The 21,447-nt window shown below is 38.9% G+C and carries 19 protein-coding genes; 8 read left to right on the top strand and 11 right to left on the bottom strand.

Features of this window, described 5'->3' with window-relative positions; translation table 11 throughout:
- From AC1M9E_RS04800 to AC1M9E_RS04830, 7 genes are all read right to left on the bottom strand, one after another.
- On the bottom strand, window positions 1–486 hold the full coding sequence (locus AC1M9E_RS04800; RefSeq protein ID WP_035265740.1) for an NUDIX hydrolase: 486 nt from the start codon (window positions 484–486) through the stop codon (window positions 1–3).
- A 678-nt stretch (window positions 487–1,164) separates the two neighbouring features.
- On the bottom strand, window positions 1,165–1,284 hold the full coding sequence (locus AC1M9E_RS04805; RefSeq protein ID WP_481586643.1) for an SRPBCC family protein: 120 nt from the start codon (window positions 1,282–1,284) through the stop codon (window positions 1,165–1,167).
- Window positions 1,272–2,003 (bottom strand): HAD-IA family hydrolase, encoded by a 732-nt coding sequence (locus tag AC1M9E_RS04810; protein ID WP_481607052.1) that lies wholly within the window; start codon window positions 2,001–2,003, stop codon window positions 1,272–1,274. Before AC1M9E_RS04810 ends, AC1M9E_RS04805 begins: the two co-directional genes overlap by 13 nt.
- A 109-nt stretch (window positions 2,004–2,112) precedes the next feature.
- Window positions 2,113–3,141, bottom strand: a complete 1,029-nt coding sequence (locus AC1M9E_RS04815; RefSeq protein WP_488225089.1) for a MerR family transcriptional regulator — start codon at window positions 3,139–3,141, stop codon at window positions 2,113–2,115.
- A gap of 199 nt (window positions 3,142–3,340) precedes the next feature.
- Complete coding sequence (locus AC1M9E_RS04820; RefSeq protein ID WP_481954245.1) at window positions 3,341–3,871, bottom strand: gamma carbonic anhydrase family protein; 531 nt, start codon at window positions 3,869–3,871, stop codon at window positions 3,341–3,343.
- 85 nt (window positions 3,872–3,956) lie between these two features.
- Window positions 3,957–5,105, bottom strand: a complete 1,149-nt coding sequence (gene dacC / locus AC1M9E_RS04825; protein ID WP_035270478.1) for a D-alanyl-D-alanine carboxypeptidase PBP5/6 — start codon at window positions 5,103–5,105, stop codon at window positions 3,957–3,959.
- Window positions 5,106–5,224: 119 nt separating this feature from the next.
- Complete coding sequence (locus AC1M9E_RS04830) at window positions 5,225–5,623, bottom strand: MCR_0457 family protein (protein ID WP_481954244.1); 399 nt, start codon at window positions 5,621–5,623, stop codon at window positions 5,225–5,227.
- Window positions 5,624–5,913: 290 nt separating this feature from the next.
- Here AC1M9E_RS04830 and surE point away from each other — a divergent pair, with 290 nt between their 5' ends.
- The 3 genes from surE to AC1M9E_RS04845 all read left to right on the top strand — a co-directional run bounded on the left by surE (window position 5,914) and on the right by AC1M9E_RS04845 (window position 8,688).
- On the top strand, window positions 5,914–6,684 hold the full coding sequence (gene surE / locus AC1M9E_RS04835; protein WP_035270482.1) for a 5'/3'-nucleotidase SurE: 771 nt from the start codon (window positions 5,914–5,916) through the stop codon (window positions 6,682–6,684).
- A 128-nt stretch (window positions 6,685–6,812) separates the two neighbouring features.
- Entirely contained in the window at window positions 6,813–7,652 is an 840-nt protein-coding gene (locus AC1M9E_RS04840; RefSeq protein ID WP_179998373.1) for a peptidoglycan DD-metalloendopeptidase family protein, read from the top strand.
- 103 nt (window positions 7,653–7,755) lie between these two features.
- Window positions 7,756–8,688 carry a LysR family transcriptional regulator gene (locus AC1M9E_RS04845; RefSeq protein WP_179998372.1) on the top strand — a complete coding sequence of 311 codons (933 nt, stop codon included), beginning with the start codon at window positions 7,756–7,758 and terminating at the stop codon, window positions 8,686–8,688.
- A gap of 53 nt (window positions 8,689–8,741) precedes the next feature.
- Here AC1M9E_RS04845 and AC1M9E_RS04850 read toward each other — a convergent pair whose 3' ends face one another.
- Window positions 8,742–9,953: an acetylornithine/succinylornithine family transaminase gene (locus AC1M9E_RS04850; RefSeq protein WP_481954243.1), complete on the bottom strand. Its 1,212-nt coding sequence runs from the start codon at window positions 9,951–9,953 to the stop codon at window positions 8,742–8,744.
- A 161-nt stretch (window positions 9,954–10,114) separates the two neighbouring features.
- Here AC1M9E_RS04850 and grxD point away from each other — a divergent pair, with 161 nt between their 5' ends.
- On the top strand, window positions 10,115–10,456 hold the full coding sequence (grxD, locus tag AC1M9E_RS04855; RefSeq protein ID WP_092766094.1) for a Grx4 family monothiol glutaredoxin: 342 nt from the start codon (window positions 10,115–10,117) through the stop codon (window positions 10,454–10,456).
- Between the two features lie 57 nt (window positions 10,457–10,513).
- On the opposite strand, the gene AC1M9E_RS04860 is transcribed toward grxD, so the two are convergent.
- Window positions 10,514–13,132 carry a Lon protease family protein gene (locus AC1M9E_RS04860; RefSeq protein ID WP_488225090.1) on the bottom strand — a complete coding sequence of 873 codons (2,619 nt, stop codon included), beginning with the start codon at window positions 13,130–13,132 and terminating at the stop codon, window positions 10,514–10,516.
- Window positions 13,133–13,315: 183 nt separating this feature from the next.
- On the opposite strand from AC1M9E_RS04860, the gene AC1M9E_RS04865 reads away from it, so the two are divergent.
- The 4 genes from AC1M9E_RS04865 to rpmE all read left to right on the top strand — a co-directional run bounded on the left by AC1M9E_RS04865 (window position 13,316) and on the right by rpmE (window position 17,415).
- Window positions 13,316–15,493, top strand: a complete 2,178-nt coding sequence (locus AC1M9E_RS04865; RefSeq protein ID WP_481595524.1) for an AmpG family muropeptide MFS transporter — start codon at window positions 13,316–13,318, stop codon at window positions 15,491–15,493.
- 9 nt (window positions 15,494–15,502) lie between these two features.
- Complete coding sequence (gloA, locus tag AC1M9E_RS04870; RefSeq protein WP_481588447.1) at window positions 15,503–15,904, top strand: lactoylglutathione lyase; 402 nt, start codon at window positions 15,503–15,505, stop codon at window positions 15,902–15,904.
- 98 nt (window positions 15,905–16,002) lie between these two features.
- Window positions 16,003–16,974, top strand: a complete 972-nt coding sequence (locus AC1M9E_RS04875; RefSeq protein WP_481607047.1) for a bile acid:sodium symporter family protein — start codon at window positions 16,003–16,005, stop codon at window positions 16,972–16,974.
- Window positions 16,975–17,190: 216 nt separating this feature from the next.
- A complete protein-coding gene (gene rpmE / locus AC1M9E_RS04880; RefSeq protein ID WP_004971624.1) occupies window positions 17,191–17,415 on the top strand; it encodes a 50S ribosomal protein L31 in 225 nt (74 codons plus the stop codon).
- 55 nt (window positions 17,416–17,470) lie between these two features.
- On the opposite strand, the gene AC1M9E_RS04885 is transcribed toward rpmE, so the two are convergent.
- Entirely contained in the window at window positions 17,471–19,681 is a 2,211-nt protein-coding gene (locus tag AC1M9E_RS04885) for an EAL domain-containing protein (protein WP_481954240.1), read from the bottom strand.
- A complete protein-coding gene (locus tag AC1M9E_RS04890) occupies window positions 19,678–21,435 on the bottom strand; it encodes a GTPase (RefSeq protein WP_481595521.1) in 1,758 nt (585 codons plus the stop codon). The genes AC1M9E_RS04885 and AC1M9E_RS04890 overlap by 4 nt, the downstream gene beginning before the upstream one ends.
- Window positions 21,436–21,447 lie beyond the last annotated feature (12 nt).

Raw genomic sequence — 21,447 nt, forward strand, 5'->3', positions numbered from 1 at the left:
TTAGGCATCCAAATTTGAAATTAAGGGAGAATTTTGGTGCTCATAAACGAGCGATAAAGGAAATTTTTGTCCTGATTGGGCATCTTGAATGGCTTTGATGACCAATGGGCTACGCGCGCGAGCCGTTTCTAATAGCTCATCTAGGCTCATCCAAACTGCACCTACGATACCTGTATCTAATGTTGCATTGGCAAAATACTGTGTTGATTTTGCTAAAAAACAGAAGCGGTAATAGGTACGATCCGGAAACATAGGTGGGGTATAGGTGTATATACCCAATAAATCTGTGACTTCAACTTGGTGACCTGTTTCTTCCATGGTTTCACGAACCGCGGCTTGAATAAGGGTTTCACCAGCTTCTACATGACCTGCAGGTTGATTAAAAACGGTGTGCATGACACCTTCCGTTTGTTCTTCTACAAACAGATATTTACCATCTTTTTCAACCACTGTTGCAACAGTGACGTGAGCAGTCCAAGCGGTCATAAAAAAGCACCAGATGAAGGGAAGGCATATTGTATAAAATTTTGAGGTGTGTGGCTATGATGGGAGGGGATTTCTTTGAAGGCGTTCTATCTTAAGTTTAACTAAGAAGTTCTTTGGATCAATAATTTAATAAAGGGCGTGGAACATGAAGAATCAACAAAAAAGCCCAATTTAAGTAAATTGGGCTTTTGAATGTAATTTAAGATTATGATTTATATGAAATAAAAAAGATAATTTCGCATAAGGTGTATTATGTTAATTTTAGGGGAATTTAAAAATTGAAAGAATAAAGAAGCGAAGTGCCTACATGGATCTGTTTTAATAAAAATAACAATTTATTACCCTATGATTTCAAATCTAAAGTTTTGATTCTACAAATAATTTTAGAGATTGATTCATGTATTTAAAATCTTTCCTTATAGATTTCAAATTATTACGCATCATAGGTACAAGTAGACCACTAAATGTCTCAGAATGTATGAGACAAGTGCTGTCATCTTCTTGGGAGCAAAGTTTAAAATGATGCTCACCATCTAAAAGACCAGAGATTAGAAAGTGACCTAGCCAGCTTAAAGACTGAGCATTTTTAACTTCCAATAGTGTAGGCTTAAATTCCATTGCTTTTTGCTTAGTTGGTTGAATCCTAATCTTTAGTTTTTCACCTATGTTTAACTTTCCTTAAACTTTACGGATAAAGGGATTCCAACTCTCATACGATTTAAAATCAGTCAGTACCTGCCAAACTTGCTCCGGTGTCGCATGAATATCAATATGTGTAGTTATCTTTAAAGAAAGCATAATTTACCTCGGGTATCTAGAATGGCGATTCTCTGCTTATAAGCATAATTTAGTAGGGTTATTTTTTTGCTGACAGTAATCCTCTTTATGGCAGACACATTTTCAAATGTCTCATCAGGTGACAATTTCTTTAAAAGTCTTTCTGTGCTGTAACCCCATGAAACTGCACCGAAAGCAATTCCTACCGATCTAGCTGCCTCATAATCGGTAATCTGATCACCTATATAGATAGTTTCTGAGGGTTTATAGCCTGCTTTTTTTAAAAGCTGCTTTAACCTAGATGCTTTTCCAAAAAAAGATGCACCACATTCAAAGTAATTAAAGTATCGACAGCTTGAACCAAGAATACGGGTCACATTTTCGTATCCATTTGAAGAAACCAGGCCCACTGTAATTCCATGTTCATTAAGGTGGGAAAGCATTTCATCGGTATGGTCGAATAGAGGAATCTTTGAAGGATTTACCTTCATGAGTTTTATAAAATTCTGAGTAATCGCAGGTAGTTTCCATACTGGTATTCCAAGAGTTTTCATTAGCTCTCGGGAAGGTATTTCTCTAAAAGATTCCACTTCATCTAAATGAATCTTCTTGAAAGAGTGCATGTCAGCCAGATGATTTATAGTTGAAACAAAGAAAGGAAATGAATCTGCTAAGGTTCCATCAAAATCGAAAATAACCAACTTATATAGTGTAGTTGGATAAGTTTGTGATAATACCATTTAATCTACTTTCTCTATATAAAATATTTTGAAATCATAAACTTGATGACTACCCCGTATTATGGGATAGCCACACTACTTTGATTATTTGAATAGAGGTAAGCATGTACTAAGCACAACGCATCAAAGCTGCTACTGCTTTTTCTAAAAATTGCAAAGTGGTAGGTTTGAGCCAGGTTCCCTCGGCAAGACTTGGTTCATTTTGCATGGCATTGCGAATCTTCGCATGTGTCGCTGGATTTTTGCCTGCGTAACCCTGTAACATGGAGAGCCATTGCTGTGCTAAACATTTTGCTTGTTCACTGTCAGGTTCAATCCCAGCACGAATGGCCTTCTCCAATCCAATCAATAACTGGGGCCAATTTTTCATCTCACGTACATAATGTTGCTTCATAAAAGCAAATTCCTGCTCGGATAAATAACGTGCAAAAACGTTCAGCTTACTCTCGGCAAATGCTTCAAGTAGAAACTCAACCACTTCCGGACGCACACCCAATTTTTCCTGAAATGCCGATTCAGCTGAATGCATGCTATTCAATTTAGCCAACCATTCAGGATTAGCAGCCGTATTCTGTTCGAGGGTCAGCATCCAGCGTGAAGCCAGGTTTTGGGCAGTTTCACTACTAGAAGATTCTCCGGCCTTAAAGAGTGCATTGGCTTCGATGACAAGCGCTTCCCATTCTTTTTGTTGTTTACTATCTGCCTGTAAAAAAGTCAGTTCTGCAAGTTCCTCTTTTGTAAAATATTGTTCGTACATAGACATAAGCTCCAATGTTTTTAGCCAATTGTCCGGTTCCAGCTCTTCACCATTCATCAGTTGATTTTTGAGACTGCTCAAACGATAGCGCAGTTGAGTCTGCTTAATGATCATCTGATCGATTACCTGAATCTGCCGATCAATTAATGGGGCGAGTGCAAGGTTTGGACTATTAAGAACCGCGCCAATTTCTGCCAATGTCATTCCAAGCCCTCGCAATGCCTGAATTTGGTATAAGCGAGTAATATCTTGACGACTGTAAAGTCTATAACCGGCGTCGGAGCGGGCCGAAGGCTGAAGTAAACCGATATCATCATAGTGATGAAGGGTACGAATAGTTAACCCTGTTCGCTTCGCCAATTCACCGACTTGTAATAACATCTTTTGACTCCTTTATCCCTTAGGCATGTTTTATGCTAGAGGCTAACGTTACGTGAGGGTCAAGTATCTAAGCTATAAAAAATATTTATGGTAAATAATTTACATTTTTGATGTTTTATTTATTTAGGTAGTAAAATTTTTTATATTCCATACATTTCCATCTTCCATTTAACATAATGGCTGTTATGCGAATTCAAAATTATTTATAATTTCCCGAAACCTTTACATAATTCTGCGCTGAATACGGCAGAAACGCTTTTTCTTTATCAGTCAGTGGACGCACTTTTTTCACTGGGCTACCCACATACAAATAACCACTATCTAATACTTTGTTGGGTGGAACAAGCGAACCCGCACCTATCATCACATCATCTTCAACAACAACATCATCCAAAATAATCGTTCCAATACCGACTAAAACACGATTACCAATAGTACAACCATGTAATTTCACATGATGACCCACAGTAACGTCCTCACCAATAATGAGCGGTGAACCTTCAGGTTTATCCGCTTTCTTATGACTGACATGCAACATGGAATGATCTTGGATATTGGAATTTTTACCAATCCGAATAAAATTAACATCACCACGGATCACAGCATAAGGCCAGACCGAAACATTCTCAGCCAAGACAACATCACCAATCACTAACGCAGTTGGATCAATATAATTTGTTGTATCAAATTTTGGGTAAGTCTCTAAGTATTTGCGGATACTTTCAGTCATAAAAAATTGCCTGTTTTTATTCATTATAAACAAAAAAGCACCCAAAAGAATTTGAGTGCCTTTATATCTTTAGTCAAGCTGCGAATTAAAATAAATTACTAAAGAACTGTTTGATATGATCAATCATACGCGAGAAGAAACCAGCTTCTTCAACAGCTTGCAAAGCAACAAGCGGCTTCTCCGCAATAACTTTGCCGTCAAGTGTCGCTGTTAATTTACCTACAACTTGCCCTTGTTGAAGAGGGGCATTTAAGTTCGGTTGAACCGCGATTTGAGTCTGAATGGCATTTGCTTGACCTTTTGGCATAGTCACGTTGAAGTTCTCAGCAAGCCCCACACTCACTTGATTAGATTGACCAAACCAAACTTTAGAAGTGGTCAACTCTTTGTGAGCGGGTTGAACACTGACAGTTTCAAAGTTTGCATAACCCCAAGATAACAAATCACGTGTTTGTGTTGCACGTGCTTGCATTGATGGAGCACCAAAAATCACTGAAATTAAACGCATTGGGCCACGTTTAGCTGAAGTCGTTAAACAATAACCAGCTTCAGAAGTATGACCTGTTTTAAGACCATCTACACTCGGATCTGTATATAGCAACGCGTTACGGTTACCTTGCTTGATCCCATTAAAAGTAAACTCTTTTTCAGAGTAAATAGGATAATACTTTGAACTGTCATGAATGATGTGCTTCGCAAGGGTAGCCATATCTTTCGCTGTAGAATAATGACCTTCAGCAGGCATACCTGTTGAGTTCATAAAGTTCGTGTTGGTCATGCCAATACGCTTTGCTTCTTGGTTCATGCTGTGTACAAATGTACCTTCATTACCAGAAATATGCTCAGCCATCGCCTTAGATGCGTCATTACCAGATTGAATGATAATCCCGCGTAACATTTCCAATACGGTTGCTGTGCCGTTGAGAGGTACATACATACAAGATTCTGTACTACTACCACGACACCAAGCAGACTCGTTCATACGAACTTTTTCATCTTCCGTGAGTTCACCGTTCAACAACTTTTGTTCAATAATGAAACTGGTCATCATTTTGGTCATTGAAGCAGGAGCAAGTTTTTCATTTTCATTTTTACTTGCGAGAATTTGACCTGTTTCATAATCCATCAAAACGTAAGACTTGTTATTGAGTTCTGGTGGTGAAGATAAAACAGTTGCTGCATAAGTAAATGAAGGTAATAGTAATAATGCAGCAATGGCGCTTTTTCGGGTCATTCTATGTAGTTCCAATCTTGTATGAACGCAAAAATCAGCTTTGCATTCTAGGACAAAGCAAAGCCGACTTCTAGCAGTGGAGTCGGCTTATTTCAATCGAATTGTAACTATTTCGTGCTCTATTTAACTGAAGACTGATATTTTTTTATATCCTCGCACACTTGTTGATTTGCTTTATCTCCAGCTTTTTTCGCATCTTGTCTCGCTTGAGCTAATGCTTGCTGATAATCCTGTTGTTTAATTAGATTGTTCAGCGTGGTTTGAGGTGAATTTTCGTTAGGTAAATAGTCTTTTAATAGCTTTTGATAGCCTGCTTTAAACGCCGCATCTTCTTCCACTAAACTTGGGCATGATTCTGAAAAGACATAGATTGCAGCGAGTTCATCTTTAGTCACTTTTTGTTGAGTAACTTCGATATTTTCTTTTAAGTCTTGAGCATTGGCGAAAGTGAAACTTGAAAATAACATTGAGCTGTTGATAAATGCGGTTGAAATCAATTGTAAAAAACGGTTTTGCATAAATGACTCAAAAATTAGTAAGTTAGTTATAAGAATAGAATAATCTTTTTTCGTGTTTAAAAAATAGAGAAAGTGTATTAATGCTGTTGGAACTCAGAAAGTAAAGAAGAAAAGTTCAGGTATGAACAGGGGGATGACTACATGCCGAGTTTTCAAGATTAAAGGGTAAGCAGATTTTCAAGATTAAAGGCGTTTAAAACCTCAACATCTATGCGTGTGCTCATTGTTGTGTTGGGGGATTTTGATTAGGCTATCGAACAGATGGGATTACATGAATTGAGTGAATTGTTTTGAATATTTTGATTGCCAACGATGACGGTGTGTTCGCACCAGGAATACAAGCATTAGCACAAGCATTAAAACCTTTGGGTCGAGTAGTCGTGGTTGCTCCAGAAAGTGAGCGGAGTGGTTTTTCAAGTGCATTAACGCTTGATCGTCCATTGCGACCCGTGCAAATTTCAGAAGATGTATGGGCAATTAATGGTACACCAGCGGACTGTGTTTATCTGTCCATGAATGGTCTATTTGATTTTGAATTTGATCTAGTTGTAAGCGGGATCAACAGTGGTGCGAATTTAGGCGATGATGTGTTGTATTCAGGTACAGTTGGGGCCGCGTTTGAAGGCCGACTCATGAAACAACCTGCAATCGCAGTTTCATTGGCTGGTCCAAATGTTCGTTCGTATCAAGATGCTCAAGATTATGCACAAGCTGCAAATTGGGTATATGAGTTTATTAAAAATGGTTTGCCTGAGTTACCACCGCGTCATATTTTCAATATTAATATTCCAGATACGGCTGAAATAAAAGGGACATTGGTGACTTATCAAGGAAGAAGAAAACAAACGAAACCGATTACCACACAAGTGGACCCGAGAGGTCGTCAAGTTGTTTGGATTGGTTTGGCTGGAGAGGCCGTAACAGATCCCGAAAAAAGCCAACTGGGTTATCAGTCAGACTTTTATGCCATTGCAAATGGATATGTCAGTGTGACACCGATCCAAATGGATGCTACCAACTATCAGGTGTTGGCTTCACTTGAATCTCAGTTAGAGCTTTAATTGAACGACCACAGGTAGGATGTGTTATAACTTTGTGAAAAATATATTTGAAACGGTGAATTTAGCATTAATTTTGCTACTCTTAAGCCGAATTCAGTCTTTTTAATCTTTTGTCAGAGAGGGAAATCATGCTTTTGGCCAGACCCAAAACAGTTTTGAAGTTGTCTAAACCATCTATTCACTCAGCATTGATCGCGGTTGCTGTCGCTTCTTTTCTTGGTTTGTCGGGCTGTGCATCGAAACCCCAAATCCACAATTCTGCTCGTTATGCTGTTGCCCCTGACTTCTATACAGTTCGTTCTGGCGACACTTTAAGTAAAATTGCGGCACGTTATGGATTGAGCTATTTGAGCATTGCGGAGATGAACGATATTGCACCGCCTTATCGCATCTATGTAAATCAATCTTTAAGATTAAAACCCTCTGGCAATCGACAAGTGACACGTTCGACCACGCGTCCTTTGACAGCGACTGAAACTCAGATTCAACGTCAAACCATTCAGTTACCAACAAAACCAGCTGTGGTTACGCCACCACCACAAACCACACCAGTACCAGCGGTAACTGCTGCAGTACCGACGACTTCGACTAAAGCAACTTCATTACGCTGGGTGAAACCTTCGAATGGTCCAGTCATTGAAAACTTCAATGTGGCAAGTAATGTCAAGGGATTACGTTTTGGTGGCAATGTTGGTGATCCAATTTTTGCAGCAGCTGATGGTCAAGTGGTTTACGCTGCTGATGGTTTAAAAGAATATGGTAATTTGGTGCTCATTAAACATATTGATGGTTATATCACTGCGTATGCGCACAATAACCGGATGTTAGTGAAGAGTGGGCAAAACGTAAGTGCAGGGCAACAAATTGCAGAAATGGGCTCGAGTGGTGCAACCCGTACGATGCTTGAGTTTCAAGTTCGTTTAGATGGTAAGCCAATCAATCCAGCAAATATTTTGCCAATCAACTGAAGATATTTAGTGCAATTTAACAATTTCTTCGTATAATACAATGAGTTGCTTTTGTTAATTTTTGTTAATTAGAGAAGCATCTCATAATTTCAGAGGGAAATTTATGTTAGATCAACTTCGCTCGATGGGCGTATTTGCATGTGTTGTTGAAAAAAGCTCTTTCAGTGGTGCTGCTCGAGATTTAGGCATTACGACGAGTGCGGTTAGTCAGCAAATTCGTTCACTAGAACAAGAAATGGAAGTAACACTTCTGCACCGTTCCACAAGAAAACTAAGTTTAACGGAAGCAGGGCAGGCCTTTTTTCATAGCTGTCAAGAAATGCTCGCTGCAGCAGAGCGCGGTAAAATTCGAATTAATGAGTTACGAGACGATTTAGTTGGTGATTTACGTATTGCAACAACGCCAGAACTCGGTGCAACCCATGTAGTTCCTGCGTTGTCGCATTGGATTTCGGCACATCGTGGTTTAACCGTTCACTTTGAAGTTGAAAATCAATTTGTCGATTTGATTCAAGAAAGAATCGATATTGCAGTGAGAATGTGTTCTCGCGTGGATGAGTCTAATCACTTATCTTGTCTGCCGCTTGCACGTGTGGATCAAGTCTTGGTGGCTTCACCAAGTTATTTGAATCAAAATGCAGTTATTTCAAGACCTGAAGATTTAGCACAGCATGATTTGATTCCAGTAAATATTGTAAAAAATCAGCAAATGATGACATTTGAACACAGTACATCGCGTGAATTGGTAAATGTGTCCATGGAAAATCGTTTACAGACAAACAATGTTTATGTCGCTAAATCACTGTGCCAAAATGGTCACGGCATTGCGCGATTATTATATCTGGATGTGCAAAAAGAATTAATGAATGGCACATTGGTTGAAGTTTTACCTGAATGGAAGTTACCTGCATACACTTTGAATGCAATGACATTAAAACGTGAACAACAACCAATGAAAATTCATCGCTGCCTAGATGCTTTAAAACAATATTTCAGCCAGTTGCCTGGTGGTCGAGTATTCCAAGAAGCATCTTAAGTGTTCTTCTTAATAAAAAAGCCGCAATATGCGGCTTTTTTATTGATCTTGGCTTAAGCCAAAAAGTTTTTAATCGCTGGAACTAAGCGTTTTAATAAATCATCAGCTTGTTCTTGATTCATATTCAACGCTGGCAACAAACGAACGACATTACCTGCGGTGACATTAATAATTAGATTGTGCTCTATGCGTGCAATATCCACCAACTCTGCGCATGGTTTTGGTAATTCAATACCAATCATCATACCAAAGCCGCGAACAATAACGTTTTGATCTGCAAGTTGTGTACGGAATTGATCAACTAAGTATTGGCCAATTGTTGCTGCATTTTCAACAATATTTTCTTTTTGCATCAAATCGATAATCGTGTAGACAATGCGCGAACCTAATGCAGTACCACTATAAGTTGATCCGTGGTTACCTGCAGTAAGAATACCTACACCTTTACCTTGAGTCATCACTGCACCAATTGGGAAACCATTACCCAAGCCTTTAGCTGTCGTCATGACATCAGGAATAATATTGGTATGTTGATACGCGAAATATTTTCCTGTACGACCGTTACCTGTTTGAACTTCATCTAGCATCATCAACCAATTATGTTGATTACAGATTTGACGAATTTCTTCAAGATAACTAAAACCTTGAGGGGCAGTATTTACACCACCTTCACCTTGGATCGGTTCAACGAGAATCGCGACGATATCTGGATGGTTGATTGCTGCTTCTTCAATTGCCTCAATGTCGCCAAAAGGTACTCGGATAAAACCTTCAACGAGCGGGCCAAAACCTTCTTGTACTTTTTTATTGCCTGTCGCAGAAAGTGTTGCCATTGTACGACCATGGAAAGAATGATCAGCTACAATGATTTTCGGAAGAGCAATACCTTGCAGATGACCATATTTACGCGCAATTTTAATTGCACCTTCATTTGATTCAGCACCACTATTCGAGAAGAAAATTTCTTCCATACCAGATACTTCAGCTAACTTTTGCGCAGCTGCAGTCTGCCAAGGTACTTCATAAATATTACTGGTGTGAATAAGCGTCGCCGCTTGTTCTGCAATTGCTTCTGCCAAAACTGGATGTGCATGACCTAGACCACATACTGCAATGCCAGTCAGCGCATCTAAATATTCTGTACCTTCAGCTGTATAAAGATACGAACCTCGGCCACGCACAAAGCTGATCGGTTGACGGCTGAATACAGGCATCAAATGAGATGGTTGATCAGTTTGAACTGGAGCGAGGGTGATATTGTTCATGTCTAACTCGTATTTGTTAGGTGGAAAATAAAAGTTTATCTAAGCAAAATCTGCTTAAGATTAAAAGCCTAATTGCAAATTAAACTGGAAAAATTTACCAATCCATACTCTTTACGGCGGTTTTAGGTATAATGCAGGCAGAATAGTTGAGGATTTAATCAATGACTGAACAAGTGCGTGATACAGAAGCGTTAATTCGTGATCAAATTGCAAAACATGCAGTTCTTCTTTATATGAAAGGCACACCACAGTTCCCACAATGTGGTTTCTCTGCACGTGCAGTTGAAGCATTGAGCCAAATTGGTCGCCCATTTGCTTATGTAAATATTCTTGAAAACCAAGACATTCGTGCGACTTTGCCACAAATTGCAAACTGGCCAACATTCCCACAATTATGGATCAATGGTGAGTTGATCGGTGGTAGTGATATTATGCTAGAAATGTTCCAAACAGGCGAATTAAAAACGCTCGTGGAGCAATATAGCCCAGCGCCTGAAGCTTAATTTGAGCGCAATAAAAAAAGCACCGATGGGTGCTTTTTTTATTTTGAAAACTTCAAACTAGTTTGAAGTTTCATCAGCGAGTTGAGAAGGTTGTTCTTCAGCATTGATCGCTTTATCTTTTTTAGCTTTGTCTTTTTTCTTCTTTTTTTTCTTTTTCTTTGGCTCTTCTTCAATTTCAGCGCCATCTTCAATGGCTTGCCAATATTCTAGCTGCTCCATGACAGCAGCGTAAATTGATCCTTTGGTATAGCGACCTTTTTTATTTAATTCTCCGACAGGACGCGCCATGAGAATCTCAAGTGCTTGATCAATTGTGTTGATGGCATGAATATTGAATTGACCGGCCTCGACAGCATCAATCACATCTTGACGTAACATTAGATGCTGCATGTTTTGACGTGGAATAATGACACCTTGTTTGCCTGTTAAACCTTGAAGTTTACATGCATCAAAGAAACCTTCGATTTTGGCATTGACGCCACCAATCGGTTGTACTTGGCCCAGTTGATTCATTGAACCCGTAATCGCCCATGACTGATCAATCGGCAGTTGGCTGATCGCAGAAATTAAAGCGGAGAGTTCTGCAACGGTTGCACTATCACCATCGACTTGACCATAACTTTGTTCAAAAGCCAAAGCGGCAGAGAAGTGCAAGGTTTGTTCACGTCCGAAATGTGCCTTTAAGAAAGACGACATTAACAGTACACCTTTAGCATGAAGTGAACCGCCTAACTCCACGCTACGTTCGATATCTAAAATATCGCCGCCACCCTGATACACTGAAGCAGTCAAGCGTGATGGTAGGCCAAATTCGACATCGGCGTAGTGAATCACGGACAAAGCATTTATCTGACCGAGTCGATGACCACGCGTTTCGATAAGCTGTGTACCACGAGATAAATCTTGCCAGTACAACTCTCGTAAATAACCTAGACGATATTGGCGGTGTTTGAGCGCAGTGCCGATATGTTCTGCTGTCACCATAGTTGCATTAGATTTGGATGCATGGTGATGAGATTCATGAATCAGATCACCTAAAGTTAAGGCATGTAGTGACAACGAACTCTGATCCTCTGCTTGACGACTTGAGTCGGTCAGTAAAGCAGCCAAGGCAGAACGATCAAATGGAAGGAGTTTAGAGGATTGAACATAGTCTGCAATCAAATGCATATAAGCTTGTTCATTTTCGTCATTACGTTGTAATGTGTCGGTAAAATCAGCTCTGATTTTAAAGATACTTCCTAACTCAGGCTCCACCTCCAGAATCTCATAATAGATTTCTGGTTCAGCCATTAAAATGACTTTCAATTGTAATGGAATCGAAGCGGGCTCAATTGAAATGCTGCCCGTCAGCGTTAGCATGTGCTCTAGAGATGAGAGTTTAATTTGACCAGACTTAATCGCTCGTTTGAGTCCTTGCCATGCGTAAGGTTGCTCTAAAAGCTGCTCAGCCTCAAGCATTAAAAAACCACCATTGGCACGATGCAGTGCACCAGGTCGTATTAAAGTAAAATCAGTGCTGATAGTGCCATTTTGCGTTAATTGTTCAACATGGCCAAGTAAGTTGTAATGTGTGGGGAAATCTTCAAAGATGACTGGTGCCCCAGAATTTGGCTTGTGGCTAATGACTAAATTTGCTTGATAACGCGCAGGGACACGGTTAAATAATGCAGGTGAAAAATCACTTTCTTCCTGTTCTAGTACGGTTTCCACATTGTCGATAATATCTTGAGCATATAATTTTAAGTATTGTTCAAGATGTTTGATATCTGGAAATTTATTTAAAATATGTTCCATGCGAGGAATAATGACTTGTTTGGCAATGTCACGATTCAACTCAGACACCATATCACGTGCTTCATCTTCAAGATCACCAATCTGTAAACCTAAACGCTCAAGCTTTTTATCCATATAACGGATATTAGACGCAATTTCAGAACGTTCTTTGCTACTCAGTGCATTGATGTCATCTTGAGACATCTCTTGAATTTTATTGTCTTTAAGATGAACAGGAATAAAGCAGTGTTCTTCATTACGACTGATCAACTTTAAATCAAGCTCTTCACCTTCTTTGGTGAGCTCAATCAAAGCTTGTTGTTGTTCATGACCTGTCGTTAAACGAATTTTTTCAATCCGATTGTGATACGTTTCAGCACTAAAACGACGTTCGAGCTGTTTGAAAATGGTTTGCCATGTTTGATGTAGCGTACTTTGAAACTTTGCGCCTTGTCCTGCAGGAAAGTTAAGCGCAATTGGGTTGCGTGCATTTTTGAAGTTGTATACATAAACCCAATCATCCGGTGTAGGCATATCTTTGGCATGTTGTTGGAGTAAGCGCTTAATCATGGTGCGTTTACCCAACCCTGCCGTACCCACAGCAAAGATGTTATAGCCTGAGTATGGAAGGGCAATGCCTGCTTCTACAGATGCTTTAGCACGATCTTGTCCTAAAAAATTATTAAGAGGCTTGATACGTTTTGTAGACGCAGGAATATTGTCATAATTTGGAATATGCGTCAGTTGTTCTGGTTTGAGTGCTGTTGCATTCAAGGTGTTTTGCGTGGCTTCAAGTTCAAATACGGATAGGAGCTTGTTTTGCGAGTTTTGTTCTAAGTTTGTGGATGTCGTGGTTAAAGCTACTGCGGTGGAACTAATTTGATCGTGTCTCTGGGTCACAGGTGAAATCCAAAACTATAATTTACATTTGATAGTTTAAGGTATACAGGTTTAGCCAAAAATATCAAGTTGAGATAGATCAAATTGATGAAATACTCGGTGAAGTTTGCGTAAATTATATTGAAACCAAGCGCATTACAGAGTTGAATAGCGAGAGTACTTTTCACTGAAAATAACAACGCAATGACATCACAATCTTCGTCACCAGAATCAGCTGGATGGACTTCGGCATTTAAAGCCTTTCTTGATCGACGCGCGATCATTATGCTTTTTTTGGGTTTCTCATCAGGTATCCCAATTTTTCTGATTTTTTCAACTCTATCTTTCTGGTTGAGTGAAGCCGGTATTCAGCGTAGTACCATTACCATGTTTTCATGGGCAGCCTTAGCTTATGCCTTCAAGTTCATTTGGGCACCTTTGATTGACCGATTACCATTGCCTTATTTAACAAGGAAATTGGGTAAACGACGAGGGTGGTTGTTGGTTTCACAGATTTTGGTCGCAATTGCTATTTGTTCAATGGCATTTACTGATCCGAGTATTCATGGAGGAAGTGTAGGGCCATTTTCAAGTTTAACGTTCATGGCGATATCCGCAATCTTTCTCGGATTCTCATCAGCGACACAAGATATTATTGTGGATGCTTATCGTATTGAGTTGACACAAGATACGAGTGTTCAGACGGTTATGGCTTCGACCTATAACGCAGGTTATCGAATTGCGACCATTGTAACTCAGCTCGGTGCATTACTCTTCGCTGCATCACTTGGTACAGCCATGGGTAACTATATTTATGAGGCGTGGCAGTCCACCTATTTACTTATGGCTGGATTGATGATGATTGGGATTGTGACGACTTTAGTGATTCATGAACCGGTAGTAAATCAAGAACCTCATCAATATCAAGCAAAGGATTATTTTCAGTTATTTATCGTCTTTGTGATTTCAACAGTAGTTTTCGTTTGTGGGTTTCTCCAATTTGGTGCTTGGATTTCACAGTTAAATATTGATGGTAATTTTTTGTCATTTATCGGGCAAGTTTTACGTTTCTTCGCGAGTGTGGCGTTGGCTGTGCTAGTCGTATTTGGATTAATCCGAGCAAAACTCATTGATGAAAAAATAGTCGTCGAGACATGGCTATCACCGATTTTAGATTTCTTCAAACGTTATGGTTTGAAAGTTGCGTTAGCTATTTTATTACTCATTGGTTTTTATCGAATTTCAGATATTGTCGCTGGAGTGGTTGCCAATCTTTTTTATCTTGATTTGAATTTTGATAAAGAAGAAATCGCTTGGTTTAACAAGTTTTTCGCCATTTTTTTTGTAATTTTAGGTGGCTTCCTTGGAGGCTTATTAGCTCAGCGTTATAACATTATGAAAATGATGTTGGTGGGCGCTATTGTTGCCAGCACGACCAATCTCATCTTTGTGGGGCTCGTAAAATCTGGACCAACGATGAATCAAGTCTTGGTACAAATGGGGGGGCAACAGCATCAAGTGACTCCTGATGAAGTGGGGAACTGGTCTTTAAAGCTCCCTGCATCTAATTTTGCTGAACATAATAGTATTCAAGTGTTATCCACCCCTGATGGTTATGATAAAGCCCTGAATGTTGAAATCCCGCTTCAACGCTATTCGAGTCAAGATGATTCTCAGATTTTCATCCAAGCCATTGGAGGGGATAATGTTCTCTACCAAGATGAGTTAAGCAAGGATGTCATTATTCGCGGTCAACTCTCGAACTTAAAAGCTGACAGCACACTACAAACACTGAATATTCGTATTTCAAATCAGCAAGTGATACCTGCGAAGTTGGATCAAAATAATTGGAGCGTGGTCGTCCCCGGAGACAGTCTAAAAGACCACACTAAATTTACGGTGCAAGCGGTTGTGCAGCATGCAGGTCAGGCGCATGAATTAACCCAAGATCATATTTATAAAACAGTTTCAACGATCCAACCGAAGTCACGTATGGCTTTATCTGATCTTCCAGCTGTTCAAGTTGATAGTGATCAAATAGTCGAACTCAAAGGTAAAGTGGTTGTCCCTTATAGCAAGGTGTGGCTGGTGATGGGGATTGTATTTGACAATCTCGCATCAGGACTTGCTGGTGCAGTATTTATTGCGTTCCTATCAAGTTTGACTAGCGTTTCATTTACAGCAATGCAATATGCAATTTTTAGTTCATTGATGTTATTACTTCCAAAGATGATTGGTGGCTATTCAGGTACAATAGTGACAAACTTCGGTTATTCATCATTCTTCTTTATGACTTTTTTAATGGGTTTACCTATTTTGTTACTTGTTATTTGGGTGGCGAAATTGTTAAATCAGTTGAAAAGTACATCTTTCAATCAATAGGTAAATTTTATGCGAATGTTACATACCATGTTACGTGTAGGCAATTTAGAGCGTTCATTGGCGTTCTATACTGAAGTACTCGGTATGACTTTGCTTCGTAAACGCGATTATGAAGAAGGTCGATTCACTTTAGCCTTTGTAGGTTATGGTGATGAAGAAAACAATACTGTTCTTGAGCTAACGCATAACTGGGATACAGACAGCTATGAGCTGGGTAATGCGTATGGTCATATTGCGATCGCAGTGGATGATGCTTATAAAGCGTGTGAAGAAATCAAAGCACGTGGTGGTAATGTTGTCCGTGAAGCTGGACCAATGAAAGGCGGTGTAACCGTAATCGCTTTTGTGGAAGATCCAGATGGTTACAAGATTGAACTTATTCAACAAGACAGTAATGCGAGAAATAATTAAGTTTCACTCGCTGATTGGTGAGTAAAATTTTAAAGATAAGCCCAATCGATGAGTATTGGGCTTATTTTCAATTTAGAGAATAAAAAGAGGGATATGGGGTGCTAAAGCTCTTAGCGTTAGATCGTTTCACGATATTGCTGTTTGTTATGGTGATTTTAGCGTCACTGATGCCAATTTCAGGTGTTGCTGCTCACTATTTTTCTTATTTCACCACGATTGCAATTGCAATCCTATTTTTTTTACATGGTGCAAAGTTATCACGTGAGGCGGTGATTCAAGGCATTAAACATTGGCAATTACACAGTTTGGTCTTTGCACTGACGTTTGCAGTTTTCCCAATTCTAGGGTTAATGGCTAAACCTGTATTGCTACCGCTACTTGGACAAGAACTGTATTGGGGCTTCTTGTTTATGTGCTTCTTACCCTCAACAGTTCAGTCTTCTATTGCATTTACTTCAGTAGCAGGTGGTAATGTCGCAAGTGCTGTGTGTAGTGCTTCATTCTCTAATATTATTGGTATGTTTATCACACCTATATTAGTGACCTTATTTATTTTAGGCCAGTCTGATCATGGGTTTGATCCAACCAGTGCGATCGTCAAAATTATTCTGCTGTTATTGGTTCCATTTATTCTGGGACAATTATTGCGTCCTATCGTTTTTCCTCTGATTCAAAAAGCCCCGAGTATTGTCAAAACTTTTGATCAAGGCTCAATTCTTTTGGTGGTGTATGGCGCATTCAGTAGTGCAGTCGTAGCAGGTCTATGGAATGAAGTCAGTGGGGTGACCTTAATGTGGTTAATTATTGCATGCTCTGTGCTTCTGACTTTGATTATGCTTTTAGCCTATCACGCCCCAAAGTGGTTTGGATTTAATCGTGCCGATCAAATCGCTGTATTTTTTTGTGGTTCTAAGAAAACACTCGCAAGTGGAGTGCCTATGGCGCAAATTCTTTTCATTGGACAACCTATGGGGATGATCATATTGCCAATTATGATTTTCCATCAAATCCAATTAATGGTGTGCGGAATTATTGCAAATCATTGGTCCAAGCAAATTGAAAAGTCTTAAAGGAAAAATTCGCTATCTGAAATAAAGTGGCGTATAATGTCGTCCACTTGTTGTGCTTAGCTCTGACGGAAGCCGTCTCGGTGGGCCAAAAGAATGGTCTGTTGTGGTGTTGATCTGCTGTATTTCAGCCTTTCCTCTGCGTCTGTTGTAATGGATGAAGAGAGTGATCAATTGCGATGACAGCTAAAGCCTTCTTAACTCTATGGAGAATCGACCATGCGCGCCGATATTCACCCAAAATACGAAAAATTAGTTGCTACTTGCTCTTGCGGTAACGTAATCGAAACTCGTTCAGCTGTTGGTAAAGAAACACTTTACCTAGACGTATGCTCAGCTTGCCACCCATTCTACACTGGTAAGCAAAAGAACGTTGACACTGGCGGTCGTATCGACAAGTTCAAACAACGTTTTGCTGGTATGTCACGTTCTATCAAACGTTAATACCCAAAATAAAAAACAGGCGTTCAGCCTGTTTTTTTATGTCCAAAATTCGGATTTAACTTTGATCTTGAACATTCATGAGCTGATCCAATTTACGCTGGTAATAATCACCTTGTAAAAATCTCACGTCGACATTCCACGCGTTGGCAAAGCTATTCATATCATTGAGATTTTTGAGTAATAAATTGACTGATCGATGACTATTGAAGTATTCAATCGCTTGTTTAAAACGTTCAATACCTTCTTCAGTATTTAAATCATCTGTGAATTCTTCATGCAGCGTGAAATTCTGAATATTGGCAACTTTGAGAATGAGATCGCTACATTTACTTAATCCAAACTCACAAACGGCAATATCTGCACCTTGCGCTCTCAATACCTCAATCGCAGGCAGAATTTCATTTAAATGTTGAGCAATGTATTTTTCTTTAAACTGTAAAATCAGTGGTTGAGGTGCTTTTGCGCCTACAATCATGAGCAGTTTTGAAATTAATTCTGCCAATTGATGATGCTTTAAAAGAACATGGTGTCGTAAATTAATAATCAGTTTAGCTTCAGGATATTGTGTTAAAAAATTGTGCAGTTGCTTTGCTGCTTCAACCAAAATCCATCGGTCAATTTTAATAGACAACTCAGGGTCATCCACCAATTCTTCAATATCATCCAATTGAATCCATTGGTTTTCAAAAATAAACCCACTGCTTACTTCATAGGTATTAAGACTAGTGTCTTCTTTATCATAGATTTGTTGGAACTTTAGCGTAATTTGATCGCGTTCAAGAACTTTACGAAGATGTACTAGGATATCGCCGTGAACTTCGTCTGACTGTACAGGTTCTTCAATTGCTTGAAATACAAATTCTGTTGAATGATCAGGCTCTACTTCAGAAGAAGGTGTATTCAACTGAATAGAGGTCGGCTCATCTGCTTGAGTAACTTCAAAATGAATCTCTTCAATTTCTTCAAGCGTTGTCTCTAAAGCAGCATCATTGCTCAATAAATTGGGTAGGGGTGTGTTATAAGCATTTGCAATGAGCTGTTCAAAATTAACTACATTTAAATCTGACAGTTTGAAGAGACTATAACCAATTTTGACATGCTGTTGATAGGTTTGATCTCCCAGATTGACGAGCCTAGGTTTTTCAAGCGCATGTAGCGCAGAGAGTCTTGATTTTAGAACTTTAATCGTTTCAGCTTGAATGATAGTGGCATACAGGGCTGTTTCAATTTTAAATACAGCGCCATTGGTCTGTTCGAGAATAAAGTCTGAAAGTTTGCCGAAATAGCCTTTAAAAGTATCCCAATCAGAACTCAAGATATAGTCTGGACAACTGGCTAGGCTGAAGATGACTAAAGCATTTTCTTGAGCAGGGTGTTCTTCAAGATGTTGTAAAATTTTTGCCAATGTTGTGTGTGGTGCAATTCTACTGTCTTGGTGAGGTGCAGTCTCAAGTTGAGGACTAAATGGTTGATCATCCTGTTGAAAATGCGTTGAAATCGTAATTTCAATGATTTGATTTTGATCTGTAGGATTACATTCAATTTGGACTGGATTTTGATGTGTTAACTGTGGATTAAGAGAAATCAGTTCAAAAGGTCCATACTCAAATTTACCGAAAGCTAATTTTTTAAATCGTGCTTTAAAAGATTGAATATCCTCAGGTTGTATTAAATCAATGAGCGGGGATCCAATAACGTCATCAAACGTGTTGAAGCCAAATAAATGCGTAAACTCATGGTTGCATTCAACGACAATCCCTTCTTCTATGATTGCAACTGCTTTTTTATGCTCTTCGATCCAATTTTGTTTAATTTGAACATTGTGTTTCAGTTCATCCGTTAATTGCATCTGATTTTTTTGTAAGCGACTAAAAGCCAATGCTCGAATAATTTTAAGTAAACATTGTTCAGGTTGATCAATATTTAAAACATCGTAGATGCCCATCGAAATGAGTTTTACTTCAGACATTTCTAGCGCTTCTGGAGCTAGATAAAGTGTTGGGGTAAAAGCTTTATCAGAATCTGCAAGCAGTCGAAGAAAATGAGTTAAGGTCAGTTCATAGGCACGACCAAACAGAATTAAATCCCAATCTAAATGAAGTTGCTTTTCAAGACTCACTTGATCATCGAGTAGCACTGCTTCTACCTTGTACTCGCGTTTTTCGAGTAAAGAGATAATATGGTTATAACGAATCTGGTTATCATCGACAATCAGTAAGCGCATTCCAGATTGTTTTAATTGTGTTGATAGAAGTAGGTTTTTCACTTCAATGCTTCCCATACATCTTGAAAACGATTTGATTCAAGGTTTTGATGTTGTAAAAATTCATCAATCAGATATTGCTGCTCATCATTAAATAATTCAAATTCAAATTGAACAAAACTTTGTGTGATGAGCATGGTCTTTATCAATTCTACTTTGATATCTTGATCAGTTAAGCGTAAATAAATAGATTGTTGTTCTTTGAAAAACTGTAAATTTGGCAAAATAAGAGAATGCTGTGGAGCATCAATCTTCAAGGTATGTACAAATAAACATGGATGATAATTAAAAGAACTTCGATCTGTATAAACTTTTGCGGCGCAAGGGTGGATGTCGGGTCCAATCACTTCAAGCCCAAGTTCATAGCTTTTTTTAACAGATTGTTTGATCCAACGAATTACACCACCTTTCCATTTGCTGTTCACTCCCTCATTAATCAGGATAAATTCACCAGTTCTTAAATTTGGAGGTGCTTCTTCTTCTAACCAACGTACGCGATAACCATTTAAACTGATATCTAAAACTTGAGCCGCATGGATTTGACGTGCCTGTTTATCTAGAACCTTGTTTGATTTGTCTGTATAGGCATCTGGGTAGTCATTTAAATATGTAAATGCAAACTCGTCTTCTGATTTTGATTTAGGCGGTGTTAGTCGTAAGGTTTCGCTAAAAGTTTTGGTTTTAGAGAGATAATAATGAGCGGTAAGTAAACTGAAACAGAGTTGTAACTGAGCGGAATGTTCATAACGTTCATGTCTGCGTTCAATGGTCGAGCCTAAAACATTTTGTACATGAAATTTAAGAGGCGCAGTTAAATATGCTTTCTCTTTCTTAGATAAATATTCATTGTCCTTTTGAATGGTTAAGTTGACATGCTCAAGCAACGATTGTGTCGCCACGAAAATGTTAGGTTTAAAACTCTCATGGTGTTTTCGGTTGTAAACTGGCGGATGATCTTTAGTGGTATCAATGACGTAACGAGATAAAGCGGTTTCGCGTGGTAAAACTTGCACTAATTGTGCCCAATCCGCTGTGCATTGATAGAGCGCGTAGATCTCAGAAGGACGAATTTGGTGAGTATTAAATATTTCTAATAATAAGACTTGGGCATAGCACTGTTGAATATTTTTTAAAGCGTGATGAGTGCCTTGCAATAAATTAATATTGACCGTGTGTTCTTGGTTTTTTAATGCCAAATCATACAGATAATGGGTCATTAACCATTGCTTAGACAAGGCAGAACGATAAAGCATCTGTTGTTGTACTAGCAATAAACCCAATTGTTGAAGAGCGTAATAACTGGAAAGGAGTCGTGCAGTTTTCACATTACGCTTTTGAGCAAACTTCAAAATAGAAAACTTTTGTTGTTTTAGCTGCATTTCACTGCGCTGTGCAATATCTATGTAGATATCAGCAAATAATGTTCTCAAGCGAGTGGTTAATTCTATAATATCTTTGTTACGGTCAGATAGAAAAAGACCTTGATTTAAAAAGTTTTTTTCAAGTCTCTCTAAAATATTTTCGATCAAAGGGTGTAGCGCTTGAATAAGATCAAAGCGCAATGTTTCCGAACATTTGAGTTCAGCGATTTCATATAGGGCTTTTAACACCGCTTCAGAGGTGTCACCTAATTGCATAATTGAAAGTTGAGATGCCCAAAAACCCAAGTCCTGAACATTTGCATTTGCAAAACTCAGTTGATCTCGAGTCAAGGCAGTAGGATAGTGAAAAATTTCTGAAATCTGAGCCTGAAGCATGTGAATGAGTCT

Source organism: Acinetobacter sp. 24-47-47, from assembly GCF_057737035.1.